Here is a 16,045-nt window from a genome sequence, read left to right as displayed (position 1 = left end):
CCGGCGGCCGGCTGTCAGCTGTCCGCCGTCGTGGGGGCCCACGCCTCGCCGTTGTAGAAGTAGGCCGGATCGCCCTTGAGGCCGACCGTGCGGAAGGGGTGGCCGCCGTCGTCGACGGTGAGCCTGCCGGAGCGGTCGCCGCTGCTCCAGGACAGTTCCAGGTACCAGCTGACGTCGCGGTCGGCGGTGCCCGCGTCCACGTCCAGGACCTGGGGGTCGGTCGCGGAGATCCGGTACGGGAATGTGCTGAGGGTCCGCGTCTGGCCGTCGTCGGCGAAGCCGCGGACCGGCGTGGTGCGCGGGGTCGTCGCGTCGAGGTCGACGGCGAAGTACGCCGGGTCCAGGGCGCCGCCGCAGCCGGAGCCGGGGGTGTAGACGGTGCCCTTCCGCGCCGGCTTGCTGCTCACGACGTGGACGTAGAGCGCGTGCAGCACGATCGGCTGCGTCGCCCCGGTCTGCGCGGTCAGCTCCAGCCGCAGGTGCCCCGCCGGGACGCCGCCCAGCGCCGCCGCCCACGCGTCCGTCTGCTCCAGCGACGGCGGCGGGGGCACCTTGCCGGGCTGCTGCGGCATCCGGAACCACTGCCCGCACTGCGAGTTCCAGTTGTCGGCCATCACATTGACCGTGAAGGGCGCCGGGCCGGTGTCGGGGGCGTGGGTGGCGGGCGCGGTGGGCGCGGTCGCCGTGGGGGACGCCGTCGTGGGGGTGGCGGACGCCGAGGTCACGGCGGGGGACGGCGGCGCCGTCGGCGGGGCGGCGGTGAGGCTGTGCGTCGCCGGGAGCGGCGAGGGCGGGCCGCTGCCGCGGTCGCCGTCGCCCCTCCCGTGCAGCGCGAGCGGCAGCGTGGCGACGGCCGCGATCGCCGCGACGGCCCCCAGGACCAGCACGGTGCGGCGGGCCCGCCGCGGCGGCCGGCCCGCGGCGGCACCGGGCTCGGCGGTGACGTCGGGTCCGGGCTCGGGCTCGGGTTCGGCGGCGGGCTCGGCGGCGGGCTCGGCGGCGGGCCGCGGGTCCTGCGCGCGGTCCGCGACCTGCTCGGCAGCCGGTCCCGCGGCCGGTCCCGCGACCGGTTCGGCAGCCGACTCAGCGACCGGCCCCGTCAAGGGCGCGGGCCGCGGCTCCCCCGGTCGGTCGGTTTCGCGGCGTGTTGCGTCCGCGAGCACCCAGCTGCGGTGAAGTGTGAGCAGTTCTTCGGACGTAGCGCCGCAAAGCCGGGCGAAGCGTTCGACGGGGGCGTAGTCGGTCGGTACGGCCGCGCCGTTGCAGTAGCGGTGCAGAGTGGAGGTGCTGAGGTGCAGCCGAGTGGCCAGCTGGCCGTAACTGCGCCCCGAGCGCTCCTTCAGCTCGCGCAGCCGCCCCGCGAACTCCTCGACGTGCGTGGTCATGCCCCAGTCCCTCCCCGTCCCGGAACGGCGTTCCAGGTGGGTACATCATCGCAGCTCAGAGGGGCTGGAATGTCCCAGCGTCCCGGACTGTCGCGAGATTGTGGCGGACGGGACGGGCCACGCCCGACGGTGATGACGCAAGCCAGTCAGCGAATCACCCAGTGATCCACACGAAGGGCGGCCACCATGCCGACGAAGCCCGCTTTCCTGTCCGCCGCGTCCCTCACCTCCGTCCGGGCGCTCGCGTCCGCCGCCGTCCTCGGACTCGGTGTGCTCACGCTCACGGCGTGCCAGTCGGACGACACGGCAGGGGCCCCGTCCACGACGGCGTCGAGCACCACCGCCCCGGGCGCGTCCACCGCGGCCCCCTCCACCGACCCCGCGTCCCCCGCGCCGGCCGCCTCGCACTCCGGCGACGGCAAGAGCAGCGGCGGGAACGGCAGCGGCAACGGCACCAGCGGCGGGAACGGCAACGGCAGCAGCAGCGGCGCGAAGGGCACCGGCTCGCAGGGCAGCAGCTCGAAGGGCGGCGGTGACGCGACCAGCGACAGCTACGCCTTCACCCACCCCTGCACGCCGCAGCAGCTCTCGGTGCATGTGACAGGCCGCTCCGGCGCCCCCTCCCAGCGGGTCATCGAGGTGCGCAACACCGGGAAGCGCTCGTGCGGCCTGAGCTACTACCCGCTCGTCTACCTCGACAACGCGAAGGCCCCGAACGGTGACAAGGCCGTCCACCCGCTGATCCCCAGCGGCCTCGGCGGCGCCCCGGCCTACCCGGTGTACGCGGGCGGCACCGCCTACGCCGTGATCGACCTCGACCCGAGCGGCGCGACCACCGGCACCGTCCCCGGCATCGACGAGCTGAACGTCCTCGCCGACGGCGACCACATGCCCAACGCGGCCACCCTCAACTTCCCGCTCCCCGCCTCCACCCCCGTCCTGCACCCCAAGCTCGGCCTCTACCGCACCACGGTCGCCGACGCGGTGTCCTCCATGAAGACCGCCGACTACCAGTCCTGACCCGGCCCCTCCCTGACCTGGCGCAGCAGCCCCTCCCCACGGGAAAGGACACCCGCGGGGTGGGGTTTTCTGTAGTCCGGGATCCGGATACTGGCTGCATGTCTGGGGGATCCGGGGGTCCGTAGCGTCGTCGGTGTCGGAAAACACCGGCACGGACGGCGGGAGGACGGGGCAGTGGACGGGACACGCGGTGGCGCCGGGGAGGCGCTGCGGATGGTGGACGTGGTCAAGGTGTACGGGGGCGACGGGGAGCCGGTGACCGCGCTGGACGGGGTGTCGCTGGGGCTCGCGGCGGGGACGTTCACGTCGGTCATGGGGCCGTCGGGGTCGGGCAAGAGCACGCTGCTGCAGTGCGCGGCGGGCCTGGACCGGCCGACCTCGGGGCGGGTGCTGGTCGGCGGGGTGGAGCTGCCGGGCGGCGGGGAGTCGGAGCTGACACGCTTCCGCCGGTCGCGCATCGGCTTCGTCTTCCAGCACTACAACCTCGTGCCGTACCTCACCGTGCGGCAGAACGTGCTGCTGCCGCAGTCGCTCGCCGGGCGGCGCGGGCGCCGGGTGGGCGCGGAGGCGGCGGCGGTGCTGGAGCGGCTGGGCATCGCGGACCTCGCGGAGCGGCGGCCGGCGGAGCTGTCGGGCGGGCAGCAGCAGCGGGTGGCGGTCGCCCGCGCGCTGGCGACGCGGCCCGCGGTGCTGTTCGCGGACGAGCCGACCGGCGCGCTGGACACGGTGAGCAGCCGGCAGGTGCTGGCGCTGCTGCGGGAGAGCGCGGACGCGTTCGGGCAGACGGTCGTCATGGTCACGCACGACCCGGTGGCGGCGGCCTACGCCGACACCGTCCTCTTCCTCGCCGACGGCCGGCTGGTCGACGAGCTGCGCTCCCCGGACGCGGCGCAGACCGCGCGCCGGATGGCCGCCCTGGACGTCGGTGCGGGCGCCTCCGCCGCGTCCGCGGGCACCCGCACCCCCGCCGCTCCCCGGACGGAGGTCGCGTGATGGCCCGCGGACTCGCCCGCGCCTCCGTACGGCACCGGCGCGGCAGCTTCCTCGCCGCCTTCCTCGCGGTCTTCCTGGGCGCGGCGATCCTGATGTCCTTCGCCGCGCTGCTGGACACCGCGGGCGGCCCGCACGTCACGGGCACGGACCGGGACACGCTCACGATCATGGCCTCGGTCGTCGGCGGCTGGGGCGTGCTCGTCGTCGCCTCCGCCGTGGCCACGACGCTGGCGGTCGCGGCCCGGCAGCGGGCGGGCGAGCTGGCGCTGCTGCGCTCGCTGGGCGCCACGCCCGCGCAGACCGTCCGGCTGGTCGTCGGCGAGACGGCCCTGGTGGGGCTCGCGGGTGTGCTGCTCGCGCTGCCGGTCGGCTACGGCGGCGGCTGGACGCTGCTGCACCTGCTCCAGGACACCGGTCAGGTCGGCGACGCGGTGGGCTTCCGGTTCGGCGCCTCCGCGCTCGCGGTCGGGGCGGGCGGCAGCCTGCTGGCCGCGCTCGCAGCCTCGTTCGGCACCGCGCGGCGGGCGGCCCGCCGCCGGGCGGTGGAGGCGCACCGGCAGGCCGCCGCCGGGGGCCGCCGCACCAGCCGCTTCCGGCTGGCCGCGGGGGTGCTGCTGGTGGTGGCCGGGACGAGCTGCGCGGTGGTGACGGCGACCGCGGTGGACGGCTCGAAGATCGACGCGCAGTCGGTCGCGGGCGAGGGCGCGGTGCTGTCCGCGCTGGGCTTCGCGCTGCTGGCGCCCGTCCTGCTGCGGGCGGTGGCGGCGGTGCTGGCCCCGCTGCTGGGGGCGTTCGGGGCGCCGGGACGGCTCGGTGTGCTGGCGGTGCGGCAGCGCGTCCAGCGGGCGGCGACCGCGGTGATGCCGGTCGTGCTGTGCACGGCGATCTCCACGGGGACGCTCGCGATGCAGTCGGTGTGGAATTCCGCGCACCCGCACCTGTCCGCGGACGACAAGGGCACCGCGACGCTGAACTACGTCGTCGTCGGCATGCTCGCGGTCTTCTCCGCGGTGATGCTGGTGAACCTGGTGGTGGCCGAGACGGCCGCCCGGCAGGGCGAGTTCGCCCAGCTGCGGCTGGCCGGTGCGACCCCGCGGCAGGTGCTGCGGCAGGTCGCCGCCGAGACCGCGCTGACGCTGGTGACGGGGCTGCTGTTCGGCACGCTCGCGGCCGTGGCGTCCGCGGTGCCGTACAGCCTGGCCGTGACGGGCGAGGTCCTGCCGGGCGCGGCGGTCGGCATCCACGCCGCCGTGGTCGCCGGGGTCGCGGTGCTGGGGCTGGGCGCGGCGCTCGCCGCGGCCCACCGCGCGGGGCGCGCCCCCGCGACGGTCGCCCTGCGGACGGCGGTGGCCGCGTGAGCGCGGGGCGGCAACTCCCCCGACCGGGCCTGCGGTTGCGCTGGCCCGGTTGGGGCGTGTTCCTGGTGTGGCAGGCCGTCGCCTCGGTCGTCATCGGGGTCGTGGACACGCTGGTGTGGGCGCAGTTGCGGCCGATGTACTTCTGGCCGCGCTGGGTGTGGTTCGGGCTCGGCGTCAACCTGGCGCTCCAGTACGGGCTGCGCTGGGCACTGCGCAAGCCGCGCGGGCGGCGGCGCGCGTTCGCGCTCCAACTGGCCCTGAGCGCGGTGTGGGTGGGCATCGACATCGTCTCGTGGGCGCTGTCCGGCGGCGGCTTCTTCTGGCCCGTCTTCAGCACACCCGTGGTGGCCGTCGCCCTCGTGGTGCACGCGTGGTGGCTGCAACGGCTGCCCCCGGCCCGCGAGCAGGAGCTGACCGCACGGGTGGCCGCGCTGCACCGCACCCGCAGCGGCGTACTCGACGTGCAGGCGGCCGAGTTGAAGCGGATCGAACGGGATCTGCACGACGGGGCGCAGGCCCGCATGGTGTCGCTGGCGATGAACCTGGGGCTCGCGAGCGAGCTGCTGCGCCGCGACCCGGACGCCGTCGCCGCGCTGCTGGCGGAGGCGCGGGCGACGACGCTGACCGCGCTGGAGGAGCTGCGCACCGTCATGGAGGGGATCCAGCCGCCCGTGCTGGCGGACCGCGGACTGGCCGGCGCGGTGCAGGCGGTGGCGCTGGACCTGGCGCTGCCGGTCACCGTCGCGGCGGACGTACCGGGGCGGCTGGAGGCGCCGGTGGAGTCCGCGGTGTACTTCGCGACGACGGAATGCCTGGCCAACGTCGTCAAGCACGCCGGGGCGAGCCGCGCGTGGGTGGAACTGGCGCACCGCGCCGGTACGCTGACGGTCGTCGTCGGGGACGACGGTTCCGGCGGTGCCTCCACGGGCGCCGGGAGCGGGCTGAGCGGGGTGGCGCGCCGGCTGGAGGTCTTCGACGGCACGCTCGCCGTGGACAGCCCGCCCGGGGGCCCGACCCGGGTGACGATGGAGGTGCCGTGCGCGTTGTCATCGCCGAAGACCTCGCCCTCCTCCGGGACGGCCTGACCCGCCTGCTGGAGGCGCACGACTTCGAGGTGGTGGCCGCGGTCGGCGACCCGGAGGCGCTGTCGGAGGCGCTGGCCCGCGCGGAGGTGGACGTCGCGGTCGTGGACGTCCGGATGCCGCCGACCTTCAGCAACGAGGGCCTGGTCGCCGCCCTCGCCGCCCGCGAACGCCGCCCGGGACTCCCGGTGGTGGTGCTGAGCCAGTACGTCGAGCAGCTCTACGCAAGGGAGTTGCTCAGCTCGGGCGAGGGAGCGATCGGCTATCTGCTCAAGGACCGGGTCGGCAACGTCCCGGACTTCGTGGACGCGGTCCGGCAGGTGGCCAGGGGCGCGACGGTGCTCGACCCGAAGGTCGTCTCGGCGATGGTCTCCCGGCTGGGCGGCAGCGGGCCGATGTCCCGGCTCACCCCGCGCGAGCGCGAGGTGCTGTCCCTGATGGCGCAGGGCCGCTCCAACGCGGGCGTCGCCGCGGCCCTGGTCGTCACGGAGAACGCCGTGAGCAAGCACATCAACAGCATCTTCGCGAAACTGGACCTGCCGACCGCGCCGGACGACAACCGCCGGGTGCTCGCAGTGCTGGAATACCTGCGGACGGAGGGCGGGAGCCCTCAGACCCCTTCCTGAGCGGCGGGCCGCCGCCCGGCGAGCGGGGCGGCCGTCGCGATGCCGACGCGGTTCCAGGCGTTGACGGCCGCGACCGTCCAGATCACCCGGGCCGCCGCCGCGTCCCCCAGGTGCCGGACGGCCTCCGCGTGCACGTCCTCGGGCACCGCGCCGCCGGACGGCCGCGTGAGGTGCTCGGCGAGACCGAGGGCGGCGCGCTCGCCGGGCGTGAAGTCGGGCGAGTCCGCCCAGCGGGCCAACGCCTCCAGCTTGACCGCCGGTTGACCCGCGGCCAGGGCCCCGTCGCGGTGCAGGCCGGTGCAGTAGACGCAGCCGTTGAGCTGGGAGACGTGCAGGCTGACGAGCTGCGCGAGCGCGGGCGGCAGGCCCTCGGCGGAGGCGGAGGACAGCTCGGTGAGCGCGGCCAGCGCGTCGGGCGCCGCGGCGATGGGGTTGGTACGCGTCATGGGGGGGCTCCCTGCGGGTGCGGTCGTACGGGTCGGGTCCTGCGGTGTGGGGTCGTACGGCGTGGGGTCGTACGGCGTGGGGTCGTACGGCGCCGGTTCCTACGGTGTGGGCGGCGCGGTGAGCGGTGACTGCTCGAAGCTGACCGGGAGTTCGGGCGCGAGCCGCAGATCGGCCCCGGTCACCGGGGCGTCGGCGCGGATGACGATGTTGTAGTGGTTGGGGAAGTGGCAGGCGTCGAAGCCGAGGACGGTGCCGACCCGCCGCCCCCCGATCCGTACGGTGTCGCCTCGGTCGACGACCCCGCCGCAGGCCAGTTCGACGAAGCCGAGGAAGCCGACGCGGTCGATCCGGGCGCCGGGCGCGGTGTCGTCGTGGTCGGTGGTGACCAGTTCGTGCACCTCGCCCGCGCGCACGCACCGGCTGGCGTGCGGTTCGAGGGTCATGCCGCGGTCGTCCCTGCGGTGGAGGAGCACCTTGACGAGCGGGCCGTGCACGATGCGCTTGCGGCCGTCCTCGGGAACGGCGGGGCGCGGCAGGGATGCGGGCGAGGTCAGCACGGGAGCGCCTCCGGTACGGGTTCGGGTCCGTCTGTGGATTCGGGTGCGGGTACGGGTGCGGGTGCGGGGTGGTGCGGGCCGGGCCAGGGCACGGCGACGCGGTAGGCCGCCTCGACGAGGCCCAGGGCCGCGGTGCCGCCGGGGTCGGGGGCGGGGGCGGGGACGGTCGGGGCGGCGAGCCGGGCGGTGAAGTCGGCCAGGATCGCGGCGTATTCGTGGCCGAGCGAGGCCTTGAAGCCGTGGTGCCCGGCCAGCATGTCGGCGTGGTCGGCCGTGCCGTCCGCCAACCGCACGCGGACGTCCTTGACCTCGCCCGGGTAGGACCAGTCCAGCTCGACCGTGGCGCGGGCGGTGCCGGAGACGGCCCGCAGTTCGACGACCGCCTGCCGGTCCAGCCCGGCCGCGTCCCGCCGGATCCGCGCGCGCTCGACCTCGACGTCCCCCAGCAGCAGCCGGACGAGGTCGAACGCGTTGGGCCCGTTGTCGGCGACGCAGCCGCCTCCGCAGCGCGCCGCGTCCAGGTACCAGCGGTCCCGCCCGATGTGCTCCTCGATGCGCTCGAAGTAGCGGACGGTGACGTGCTCGACCGGAGCCGGGCCGCGCGCCAGCCGGGCCGCGAGCGCGGTGACGGCGGAGTTGTACCGCCGGTGGAAGGCGGTGAACAGCGGCGTCCCGAACCGAGCGCTCAGCGCGGCCAGTTCGGCGCCCTCCGGCACGGTGCGGGCGAGCGGCTTCTCGACGCACACGGGCACGCCCGCGCGCAGGAAGTCCGCGCACACCGCGGCGTGCGCGTCGTTCGGCACGGTGACGACGACCCCGTCCAACGCCGGTTGCGCGGCGAGCAGTTCGCGGTGGTCCCGGTAGCCGCGTACGGTGGCGTGCCCGTCGAAGGGCGCGAGCGCGGCGGGGTCCCGGTCGCAGACGGCGACCAGGCACGCGGCCGGGGCGGCGGCGAGGGCGTCGAGGTAGAAGCGCGAGATGACACCGAGGCCGACGACCGCGAGGGCGTACGGGCGGGTCACCGGCCGGCGTCCCGCGGCAGCGGTGCGACGAGCCCGAACCGGTCGGCCACACCGATGAGTTCGCGGTACTGCGGGATGCTCACCGGCACACCCTCCGTGCGGCACGCGGCGATCCGCTCGCCCTCGGGCCACCCCGGGTACCGGACGGGGTCGGCCGGGTCGGCGGGCGGGCACGCGAGCAGGCTGCCGAACAGCGTGTCCGCGTCGGCCGCGTAGTCCTCCTGCGGGCGCAGCACCGCGGGGGCGATCGCGGCGACGAAGAAGCCGATGTCGTCGTCGCGGCCGGAGGGGCGTCCGTCGCCGTCCAGCGCCGCCGGGTCCGGGCCGAGGCCCGAGCCGCTCACCAGACCGGCGAGCACCTCGACGGCGAGCCCGAGGCCGTAGCCCTTGAAGACGCCCGCCCCGGGGGTGCCGCCGAGCCAGCTCAGGTGCGCCCGGCCCTCGTCGAAGGCCGCCGGGTCGGTGACCGGCCGCCCGGTGTCGTCCGCGAGCCAGCCCTCGGGCACGGGGTGCCCGGCGCGGGCGGCGGCCCGGACGCGTCCGGTGGGCGCGGCCGTGGTGCTCATGTCCAGCACGAACGGGTGGCGCGGGCCCGCGGGCGCGGCGACGGCCAGCGGGTTGGTGCCGAGCATCGTGACGCGGCCGCCCGGCGGGCGCGCGATCCGCTGCCCGCCGCAGTTGGCCGCGACCAGTCCGACCATGCCGCGCCGCGCGGCGCGCACCGCGTGGAAGCCCGCGCAGCCGAAGTGCGTCGCGCCGTGCACGGCGACCATCCCGATCCCGAACCGCCCGGCCCGCTCGACGGCCAGATCCATCGCCTCGGCCGCCGCCCACAGCCCCAGCGCCCGCCGCGCGTCCATCCGCACCGCGGCCCCGAGGTCGCTGCCGCGCACCGGCTCCGCGACCGGATCGACCCGCTTCTGCTCGAACAGCGGCAGGTAGGTCCGGGTGAGGTTGGCGAGCCCGTGCGAGTCCATCCCGGACAGGTCGCCGTAGCAGAGCGCCTCCGCGGCGGTCCCGGCCCGCCCGGCGGGCAGCCCGCAGCGTACGAAGACCTCGGCGACGAAGCCCAGCAGCTCGTCGTGACCGATCCGCACGACAACACCCCCCGGGCGCAAGGCTCTTGCGTGAGCGGGGCGGACCGTCCGGGGTGTCTGCGGGTTCGGCAGGGGCATGGGGGTTCCTTCGTCCGAGGGGAGGGGCGCGTCGCCTGGGCGGGCGCGGGTCACGGGGGCGGGGCGGTGCGCGCGGGGCTCGGCGCCGGTCGGGCGGGCGGCGGGACGCGGGGGACGTCGTCGGCGGGCGCGGACCGGAAGGCCGCGAGCAGCCGGGGAACGGTGGCCGCGAACGCGTCCAGCTCCGTCAGCTCGGCGAACTCCCCGTCCGCGTGCGCCCGGTTGGTGTCGAGACGGCCGGGGCCCAGCACGACGGTGTGCGCGCCGGGCACACCGGACATCCAGATCGCGTCGCACGTGAACCCGGGCTCGGCGGCGGGCCACAGCGGCACCCCCGCACGGTGCAGCAGCGGCGCGAGCCACGACGGGTCGCCGTCGAGCGCGGGCAGTCCGCGTTTGAGCCAGTCCAGCCGGACGATGTCGGCGGCGTCGGCGGCGGTCCGGCCGAACCGCGGGCTCGCCGCGAACTCCGCCCGGAAGGACCGCAGTCCGCCCGCGACCGCGGCGGACACCAGCCGCTCCAGCCGCTGCCCGGCGGCCGCGGAGCCGTAGGAGAGGTTGAGCAGCAACTGCCCTTCCCCGTAGACGCGGTTGTGCAGGGTGCCGGTGTGCAGTCCGGCCACGCACACCTGGCCCTCGGCCGGGTCGAGCCGGGGGTCGAGCGCGGCGGCCAGGTGCGCGGCGAGGTGGCCGAGCAGGACGGTGGCGTTGTGGCCGGCGCCGGGCCGGTCGTCGATCGCGTCCCGGCCGTGCACCCGGATGCGCGCGGTCATGGCGGCGGTGCACCGCAACAGCGCGCGCCCGCCGGTGGGTTCGCAGAAGACATTGAGCCGCCCGTGGTGCCCGGCCTCGACGAGCGGGCGCGTCCCGAAGGTGCCGAGGGCGCCGCCCTCCTCGCCCGAGACGGCCTGCACGAGCACGCGGGTGTCCCGCGGCAGCCCCGGCTGCTCCCGGAGCGCCTGCCGCAGCCCGGCCAGCAGCGCGACGGCCGGCCCCTTCGCGTCGATCGCGCCCCGGCCGTGGAAGCGGACACCGTCGAAGGAGACGGGCCCGGCCCCCGCGACGGTGTCGAGGTGCACGTTGAACATCACCGTCCGCCCGGCGGGCGCCGCCGTGGGCCCGAGGGCGAGCACGAGACCGGGCTGGCAGTCGAGGAAGTCCGGCCGCGCGGCCGCTGCCTCGCGTACGGGAAGGGGTACGTCCGCGCGCGCGAGGCACCCGGGCGGCGGCGCGGCGTGGTGCACAACCGCGAACCCCAGCCCGGCGGCGGCCTGCGCGTAACGCCGTTGCGCCTCCCACAGCGCGGGGGCGGGCGCCCCCGGCCCCCCTTCGAGCGGCCCGGCGGTCGGCAGGGCGAGCAGGTCCAGGAGCAGATCCCGGTCGGCGGCACCGAACACGCTCACGGCAGCGGCTCCCGCCGCACGGGGCCGGGCAGGGGCGGGAAACCCGCGCGGCCGGGCAGGCCGGAGCCCGCACCGGTCGTACGGCCGGGGCTCCCCTCCGTACCCGGCGGCCCGCCCGCGCCGTCCCGTACGGGCAGCAGCCGCCCGGCGGCCGCGCGCACCGCACCGCCCCACACCCCCGCCGCCGGGCGCGGCAGCCGGGCCGCGCCCTCCGGCGTGCCGGGGCCCGCGACCCGGGCCGTACCGTACGACGCGCCCGCCCCCGTCTCGTCCAGCAGCCGGGTCAGCGCCAGCCCGCAGCGGTGGAAGGCCGCGGCGCAGCGGTCCTCCGGGGCGCGGTGGGCCTCGTGGGGGCGCACCGCGATGTGCGGCTCGATCGAGAGGGCGCCGCGGTAGCCGTGGGAGAGCAGGAGGCGCAGGGTCTCGGCCACGCGGAGGTCGCCCGTGCCGGGTTCGCAGTAGCGGGGCGGGCGGCCGGGGGCCGTCAGCGCGTCCTTGACGTGGACGTGGGCGATGCGGTCGGCGTAGGGAAGCAGGCGGGTCAGCAGGGCGAAGGCGTCGTAGCCGTACGCGGGGCCGTTGCCGGTGTCGTGCAGGAGAGCGAGGGCGGGCCCGGCCGCGTCCAGCAGGCGCAGCATCCGGGCGGGGTCGGCGCCCGCCCACCCGGCGCAGTTCTCGTGCAGCAGCGTGACGCCCAACGCCTGCGCCCGGCGGGCGAGTTCGGCGAAGCGGCGCAGCACCTCGCGCTCCCATTCCGCGGCGCCGAGCCCGTCGTTCGGGAAGGACATGACGCGGATGCGGGACGCGCCGAGCCGGGCGCATCGCCGGGCCAGGACGTCGAGTTCGGCGAGGTCGGCGGTGAAGTCGGCGGTGACGGGGCGGGCCCAGCCGCCGATCCGGGCGTCCACCGCGCTGACCGCGACCCCGGCGTCGGCGAGCGTGCCCGCCGCGCGGTCGAAGTCGGCGCGCGAGAGGTCGGCGACGGGCGTGCCGTCGATCGTGCGCAGCTCGACCGACCGCCAGCCCAGCGCCGTGACGGCGGCGATCTGGCCCGCGACCCCGAGCGCGGCCTCGTCGCCGATCCCGGTCAGGACGGGGCGGCCGGCGGCTCCCACGGAGGGCTCAGCGGACACCGGCCAACTCCTCCCGCGCCTCGGCTCCTTCGGTCGCCTCGTGCGGGAAGGCCAGCTCCTTCGCCTCGCTCAGCAGCCCGACCACGCGTGCCTGCTCCGCGAAGGCGGCGCTGTCGGGTCCCCCGGTGGCGAAGCCGGAGTAGGCGCGCAGCATGACCTCCGTGAGCGCGTCGTCGCGGAAGACCGCGCGCGGCGCGACGGGTGCGTCCCGGACGAGCAGGCGCAGTTGGGCGTAGTGGTCGGAGGCCTCGGCCGGGTAGTGGCCGATCGCGGTGCCCTGGTCGAAGCGCAGGGTGATGCGGCGTTCGCGCACGGGCGAGGTGAGGTCCGAGCGGATGACGCTGCGGACTCCGCCGTGGTGCGCCAGGCGCAGCGTCGCGCCGCCGATCCGCGGCAGCCGCCGCCCGTTGACGTCCAGGTCGGCGCAGGTGGCGCCCGCCACGTCGGCGTCCCCGGCGAGCCGCAGCAGGACGCCCATCGCGTGCGGGACCTCGACGTCGAAGGCGGTGGGGTGCCCGGTGGTGGCGAGCGAACGGCGGAAGCGCGGCTTGTTCTGGACGACGGAGATCTGCCGCAGCCTGCCCAGCGCGGACCGCTCCCGGACGAGTCCGGTCAGCCGGTCGGTGAGCGTGCTGGCCAGCCAGGGGGCCACGACAGCGGCCTGGACACCGGGGCGGCGCAGCAGGTCGAGCAGCCGGGCGAGGTCGCGCGGGCCGGAGGCGAGAGGTTTCTCCACCAGCAGTCTGCGGAAGCCCCGTTCGAGCAGTTCCTCGACGAGCGCGACCCGCGCGACGGGCGGGGTGCAGACGTGCACGACGGTCCGTTCGGGGTCCATCTCCCGCGCGGCGTGCGCGAGCGAGGCCACCGTGCGCAGGCCCTCGGCGGCGTGGCAGGCGCGGGCCACGGCGTCCTGGTCGTAGGCGACCACGGGGTCGGGCGCGAACCATTCCGGCTGCCGCTCCCGGGCCTTGGCGAGGACCGGCAGGTGGAGGCCCGCCCCCGCCCGGCCCAGGCCGACGACCAACGTGCGCAGCTTCTCCGGCATGTCCGGCAACAACCTTCCGTCCTGTCCGCCGTCGTGCGGGCGGTGTTTTCCGTCTTCTGCGTTCGGCGTTCGGTGTCCCGTCGAACGGGTACGCCCCGGATCCGGCGGATCCGGGGCAACGCGGGCCAGCCTGCGCGCCGGAACCGGACGAAGTCAACGAAACGCGCCGGTCGCGCCCTTTTCGCGTGAAACACCGCAAGGGGCGCGCCGCGTCCCGGTGTTCGCCGCCGCGCAGGCCGTAGCGTCGCCGTGCGACCCCGGACCGGAGAGGCGGAGATGGACCTCCAGCAGACCGTGCAGCCGCAGCGCGAACGGCCGCCCGACGTCCCGTTCTTCACGCAGGCGGCGACGTTCGCCACGCTGTGGCCGCGCATCGAACGGCATCTGGACGAGATGCTCGACGACGGCAAGTTCTCGCACGGCAGCAAGGTCGCGGAGCTGGAGCGGGCACTCGCCGCCTACACCGGCGCACGGCACGTCATCGGCGTCAACAGCGGTACGGACGCGCTGGTCCTGCTGCTGCGGGCGGCCGGACTGCGACCGGGTGACGAGGTCGTCGTCCCGGCGTTCAGCTTCGTCGCCACCGCCTCCTCGGTCGTCCTGGCGGGCGGACGGCCGGTGTTCGCGGACATCGACCCGGTCACGTACGCGCTCGACCCCGAATCGGTGGAACGCGTGCTCACCCCGCGCTGCCGCTTCCTGATGCCCGTGCACCTGTTCTGCCGACTCGCCGACATGGCACGGCTGGGGGAGATCGCCCGGCGGCACGGGCTGACCGTCGTCGAGGACAGCGCGGAGGCGATCGGCATGCGCCACGACGGCGTCCACGCAGGGCTGTTCGGCGCGGGCGGCGTGCTGTCGTTCTTCCCCAGCAAGACCCTCGGCGCGATCGGCGACGCCGGAGCCGTCCTCACCGACGACGACACGATCGCCCTTACCGCGGACGCCCTGCGCCACCACGGCCGCCCCGGGCGCACCCTCGGCGACTTCACGACCATCAACACCGCGAGCGCGCTGCCCGGTTGCAACAGCAAGATGGACGACATCCAGGCCTCCGTGCTGCTCGCCAAGCTCGACCGGCTGGACGCCGACATCGCCCGCCGCGCCGAACTCGCCGCCGCCTACGACCGCGGACTGGCCGGAGTGCCCGGCATCCTGCGCCGCCCCGCCACCGGCCCGCGCAACACCGGGGCCGACCCCGTCTTCTACGTCTACCTCGTCGAGGCCGAGCGCCGCGACGAGCTGGCCCGCCACCTGGCCGCGCACGGTGTGCAGACCGAGACGTACTACCCGCGCCCCCTGCACCTCCAGCCGTGCTTCGCCCACCTCGGCCACCGCGCGGGCGACTTCCCCACCGCCGAGACCGCCTGCACCCGCACCCTCGCGCTCCCCCTCTACCCCGACCTCCCCGACGAGGCCGTGACCGAGGTCTGCGACCTGATCCGGGCCTTCTTCGCGGGAGCCCGCACATGACCGGCGCCGCCGCCCCGCCCGTGGCCGACAGCACCGCGCCGGCCGCGGACACCGCCGCGCCCCCGGCGACCCGCACCCCGGCACCACGGGTGACCCGCCCCGCCCCGACCGCCGCAGGAGCCCGCACGTGACCGACACCGCGCCGCCCGCCGACCGCACCGCCCCGGCCGCCGAGCGGCCCGCGGCGGGTGGCCGGCGGCTGCCGTTCTTCGCGCCCGACCTCTTCGCGGACGACCGCGCGCACCTGCTCCGTATCGTCCGCGAGACCGGCACCGGCGCCGAGCAGAAGTTCATCCTCGGCGAGCGGACCGCGCACTTCGAGCAGGCGCTGCGCGAGCAGCTCGGCGCCGCCGACGTGGTCGCGTGCGGCAGCGGCACCGGCGCGCTCACGCTCGTGCTGGCCGCGATGGACGTCGGACCGGGCGACGAGGTCGTGGTGCCGGCCTTCGGGTGTGCCCCGCTGGCCAGTTCGGTCGTGGCGCTCGGCGCGCGCCCCGTCTTCGCCGACGTCGACCCGTGGACGACGGTCGTCGACCCGGCGGCGGTGGAGCGCCGCATCACCGCGCGGACCAAGGCGCTCATGCCCGCCCACATGTTCTCCGTGATGGCCGACATGCCGCGTTTCGCCGCCCTGGCGCGCGAGCGCGGCCTGCGGCTGGTCGAGGACTCCGCCGTCGCCCAGGGCGGCGTGCTGGGCGGGGTGCCCGCCGGGCTCGCCGGGGAAGCGGGCGTCTATTCGTTCGTGCAGGTCAAGACGTTCGGCACGGCGGGCGAGGGCGGCGCGGTGGTGACCCGCGACCCGGAGATCGGCCGCACGGTGCGGATGCTGCGCAACCACGGGCAGGACGGCGTCCACCGCTTCCTGCACCACCGGATCGGCTGGAACAGCCGCTTCGACGAGGTGCTCGCGAGCTTCCAGCTGCACCGCCTGCCGGGTTTCCCCGCCCGGCTGGAGCGCCGGGCCCAGATCGCCGCCCGCTACACCGAGCGCTTCGCCGACCTCGCCCCGCACGGTGTCCTCGCCCCGCCGCCGGGCCGCGACGGCCGCTGCTTCTACGTCTACACCCTCCAGAGCGACCGGCGTGACGCCCTCCAGGCCTTCCTCGCCGCCCGCGGTATCGGCACGCACGTCTACTACCCCCAACCGCTGCCGCACCAGCCCGCGTTCGCCCCGTACGCCGACCCCGGCGACTCCTGGCCCGCCGCCGAACGCGCGGGCCGGCGCATCCTGTCGCTGCCGATCTACCCCCATCTGACCGACGGGGACGTGGAGTTCATCGCCGACGCGGTACGGGAGTTCGCCCTCGCGGGCTGACGCGGTCCGGC

16 protein-coding genes are annotated in these 16,045 nt (G+C 76.2%); 8 read left to right on the top strand and 8 right to left on the bottom strand.

Translation table 11 applies throughout. The features are described from left to right. Positions 1 to 14: 14 nt before the first annotated feature. Positions 15 to 1,385 carry a helix-turn-helix domain-containing protein gene (locus ACWERV_RS00270; RefSeq protein WP_452926755.1) on the bottom strand — a complete coding sequence of 457 codons (1,371 nt, stop codon included), beginning with the start codon at positions 1,383 to 1,385 and terminating at the stop codon, positions 15 to 17. Positions 1,386 to 1,571: 186 nt separating this feature from the next. Here ACWERV_RS00270 and ACWERV_RS00265 point away from each other — a divergent pair, with 186 nt between their 5' ends. The 5 genes from ACWERV_RS00265 (at position 1,572) to ACWERV_RS00245 (ending at position 6,464) form a co-directional block, all read left to right on the top strand. Beyond that, positions 1,572 to 2,405 (top strand): DUF4232 domain-containing protein, encoded by an 834-nt coding sequence (locus ACWERV_RS00265; RefSeq protein ID WP_452926753.1) that lies wholly within the window; start codon positions 1,572 to 1,574, stop codon positions 2,403 to 2,405. Positions 2,406 to 2,618: 213 nt separating this feature from the next. Next, positions 2,619 to 3,398: an ABC transporter ATP-binding protein gene (locus ACWERV_RS00260; RefSeq protein WP_452927176.1), complete on the top strand. Its 780-nt coding sequence runs from the start codon at positions 2,619 to 2,621 to the stop codon at positions 3,396 to 3,398. Continuing rightward, positions 3,398 to 4,756: an FtsX-like permease family protein gene (locus tag ACWERV_RS00255; protein WP_452926750.1), complete on the top strand. Its 1,359-nt coding sequence runs from the start codon at positions 3,398 to 3,400 to the stop codon at positions 4,754 to 4,756. The genes ACWERV_RS00260 and ACWERV_RS00255 overlap by 1 nt, the downstream gene beginning before the upstream one ends. Next, the gene (locus ACWERV_RS00250) at positions 4,753 to 5,841 is read left to right on the top strand and encodes a sensor histidine kinase (RefSeq protein WP_452926747.1); all 1,089 of its coding nucleotides are present in this window, start codon (positions 4,753 to 4,755) and stop codon (positions 5,839 to 5,841) included. The genes ACWERV_RS00255 and ACWERV_RS00250 overlap by 4 nt, the downstream gene beginning before the upstream one ends. Then, on the top strand, positions 5,793 to 6,464 hold the full coding sequence (locus tag ACWERV_RS00245) for a response regulator (RefSeq protein ID WP_398176282.1): 672 nt from the start codon (positions 5,793 to 5,795) through the stop codon (positions 6,462 to 6,464). Before ACWERV_RS00250 ends, ACWERV_RS00245 begins: the two co-directional genes overlap by 49 nt. Here ACWERV_RS00245 and ACWERV_RS00240 read toward each other — a convergent pair. From ACWERV_RS00240 to ACWERV_RS00210, 7 genes are all read right to left on the bottom strand, one after another. Beyond that, the gene (locus ACWERV_RS00240; protein WP_452926744.1) at positions 6,449 to 6,910 is read right to left on the bottom strand and encodes a carboxymuconolactone decarboxylase family protein; all 462 of its coding nucleotides are present in this window, start codon (positions 6,908 to 6,910) and stop codon (positions 6,449 to 6,451) included. The two genes, ACWERV_RS00245 and ACWERV_RS00240, sit on opposite strands and share 16 nt — an antisense overlap. 99 nt (positions 6,911 to 7,009) lie before the next feature. After that, on the bottom strand, positions 7,010 to 7,468 hold the full coding sequence (locus tag ACWERV_RS00235; protein WP_452926741.1) for a DUF6917 domain-containing protein: 459 nt from the start codon (positions 7,466 to 7,468) through the stop codon (positions 7,010 to 7,012). Further along, a complete protein-coding gene (locus ACWERV_RS00230) occupies positions 7,462 to 8,490 on the bottom strand; it encodes a Gfo/Idh/MocA family protein (protein WP_452926738.1) in 1,029 nt (342 codons plus the stop codon). Before ACWERV_RS00230 ends, ACWERV_RS00235 begins: the two co-directional genes overlap by 7 nt. Beyond that, the gene (locus ACWERV_RS00225) at positions 8,487 to 9,587 is read right to left on the bottom strand and encodes an Ldh family oxidoreductase (protein WP_452926735.1); all 1,101 of its coding nucleotides are present in this window, start codon (positions 9,585 to 9,587) and stop codon (positions 8,487 to 8,489) included. The genes ACWERV_RS00230 and ACWERV_RS00225 overlap by 4 nt, the downstream gene beginning before the upstream one ends. Before the next feature lie 128 nt (positions 9,588 to 9,715). Then, positions 9,716 to 11,068 carry a M20/M25/M40 family metallo-hydrolase gene (locus tag ACWERV_RS00220; RefSeq protein ID WP_452926732.1) on the bottom strand — a complete coding sequence of 451 codons (1,353 nt, stop codon included), beginning with the start codon at positions 11,066 to 11,068 and terminating at the stop codon, positions 9,716 to 9,718. After that, positions 11,065 to 12,201 carry a sugar phosphate isomerase/epimerase family protein gene (locus tag ACWERV_RS00215; RefSeq protein ID WP_452926729.1) on the bottom strand — a complete coding sequence of 379 codons (1,137 nt, stop codon included), beginning with the start codon at positions 12,199 to 12,201 and terminating at the stop codon, positions 11,065 to 11,067. Before ACWERV_RS00215 ends, ACWERV_RS00220 begins: the two co-directional genes overlap by 4 nt. Further along, positions 12,191 to 13,246, bottom strand: a complete 1,056-nt coding sequence (locus tag ACWERV_RS00210; RefSeq protein WP_452926726.1) for a Gfo/Idh/MocA family oxidoreductase — start codon at positions 13,244 to 13,246, stop codon at positions 12,191 to 12,193. The genes ACWERV_RS00215 and ACWERV_RS00210 overlap by 11 nt, the downstream gene beginning before the upstream one ends. A 276-nt stretch (positions 13,247 to 13,522) precedes the next feature. Here ACWERV_RS00210 and ACWERV_RS00205 point away from each other — a divergent pair, with 276 nt between their 5' ends. The 3 genes from ACWERV_RS00205 to ACWERV_RS00195 are packed head-to-tail and all read left to right on the top strand — an operon-like array spanning position 13,523 to position 16,034. Continuing rightward, positions 13,523 to 14,719: a DegT/DnrJ/EryC1/StrS family aminotransferase gene (locus tag ACWERV_RS00205; RefSeq protein ID WP_452926723.1), complete on the top strand. Its 1,197-nt coding sequence runs from the start codon at positions 13,523 to 13,525 to the stop codon at positions 14,717 to 14,719. Continuing rightward, complete coding sequence (locus ACWERV_RS00200) at positions 14,716 to 14,850, top strand: hypothetical protein (RefSeq protein ID WP_452926720.1); 135 nt, start codon at positions 14,716 to 14,718, stop codon at positions 14,848 to 14,850. Before ACWERV_RS00205 ends, ACWERV_RS00200 begins: the two co-directional genes overlap by 4 nt. After that, on the top strand, positions 14,847 to 16,034 hold the full coding sequence (locus ACWERV_RS00195) for a DegT/DnrJ/EryC1/StrS family aminotransferase (protein ID WP_452926718.1): 1,188 nt from the start codon (positions 14,847 to 14,849) through the stop codon (positions 16,032 to 16,034). The genes ACWERV_RS00200 and ACWERV_RS00195 overlap by 4 nt, the downstream gene beginning before the upstream one ends. The last annotated feature ends 11 nt before the right edge of the window (positions 16,035 to 16,045 follow it).

The organism is Streptomyces sp. NPDC004031, assembly GCF_053604375.1.
The sequence above is the reverse complement of the archived record's forward strand: the minus strand, read 5'-3'. Positions and strand labels throughout refer to the sequence as shown.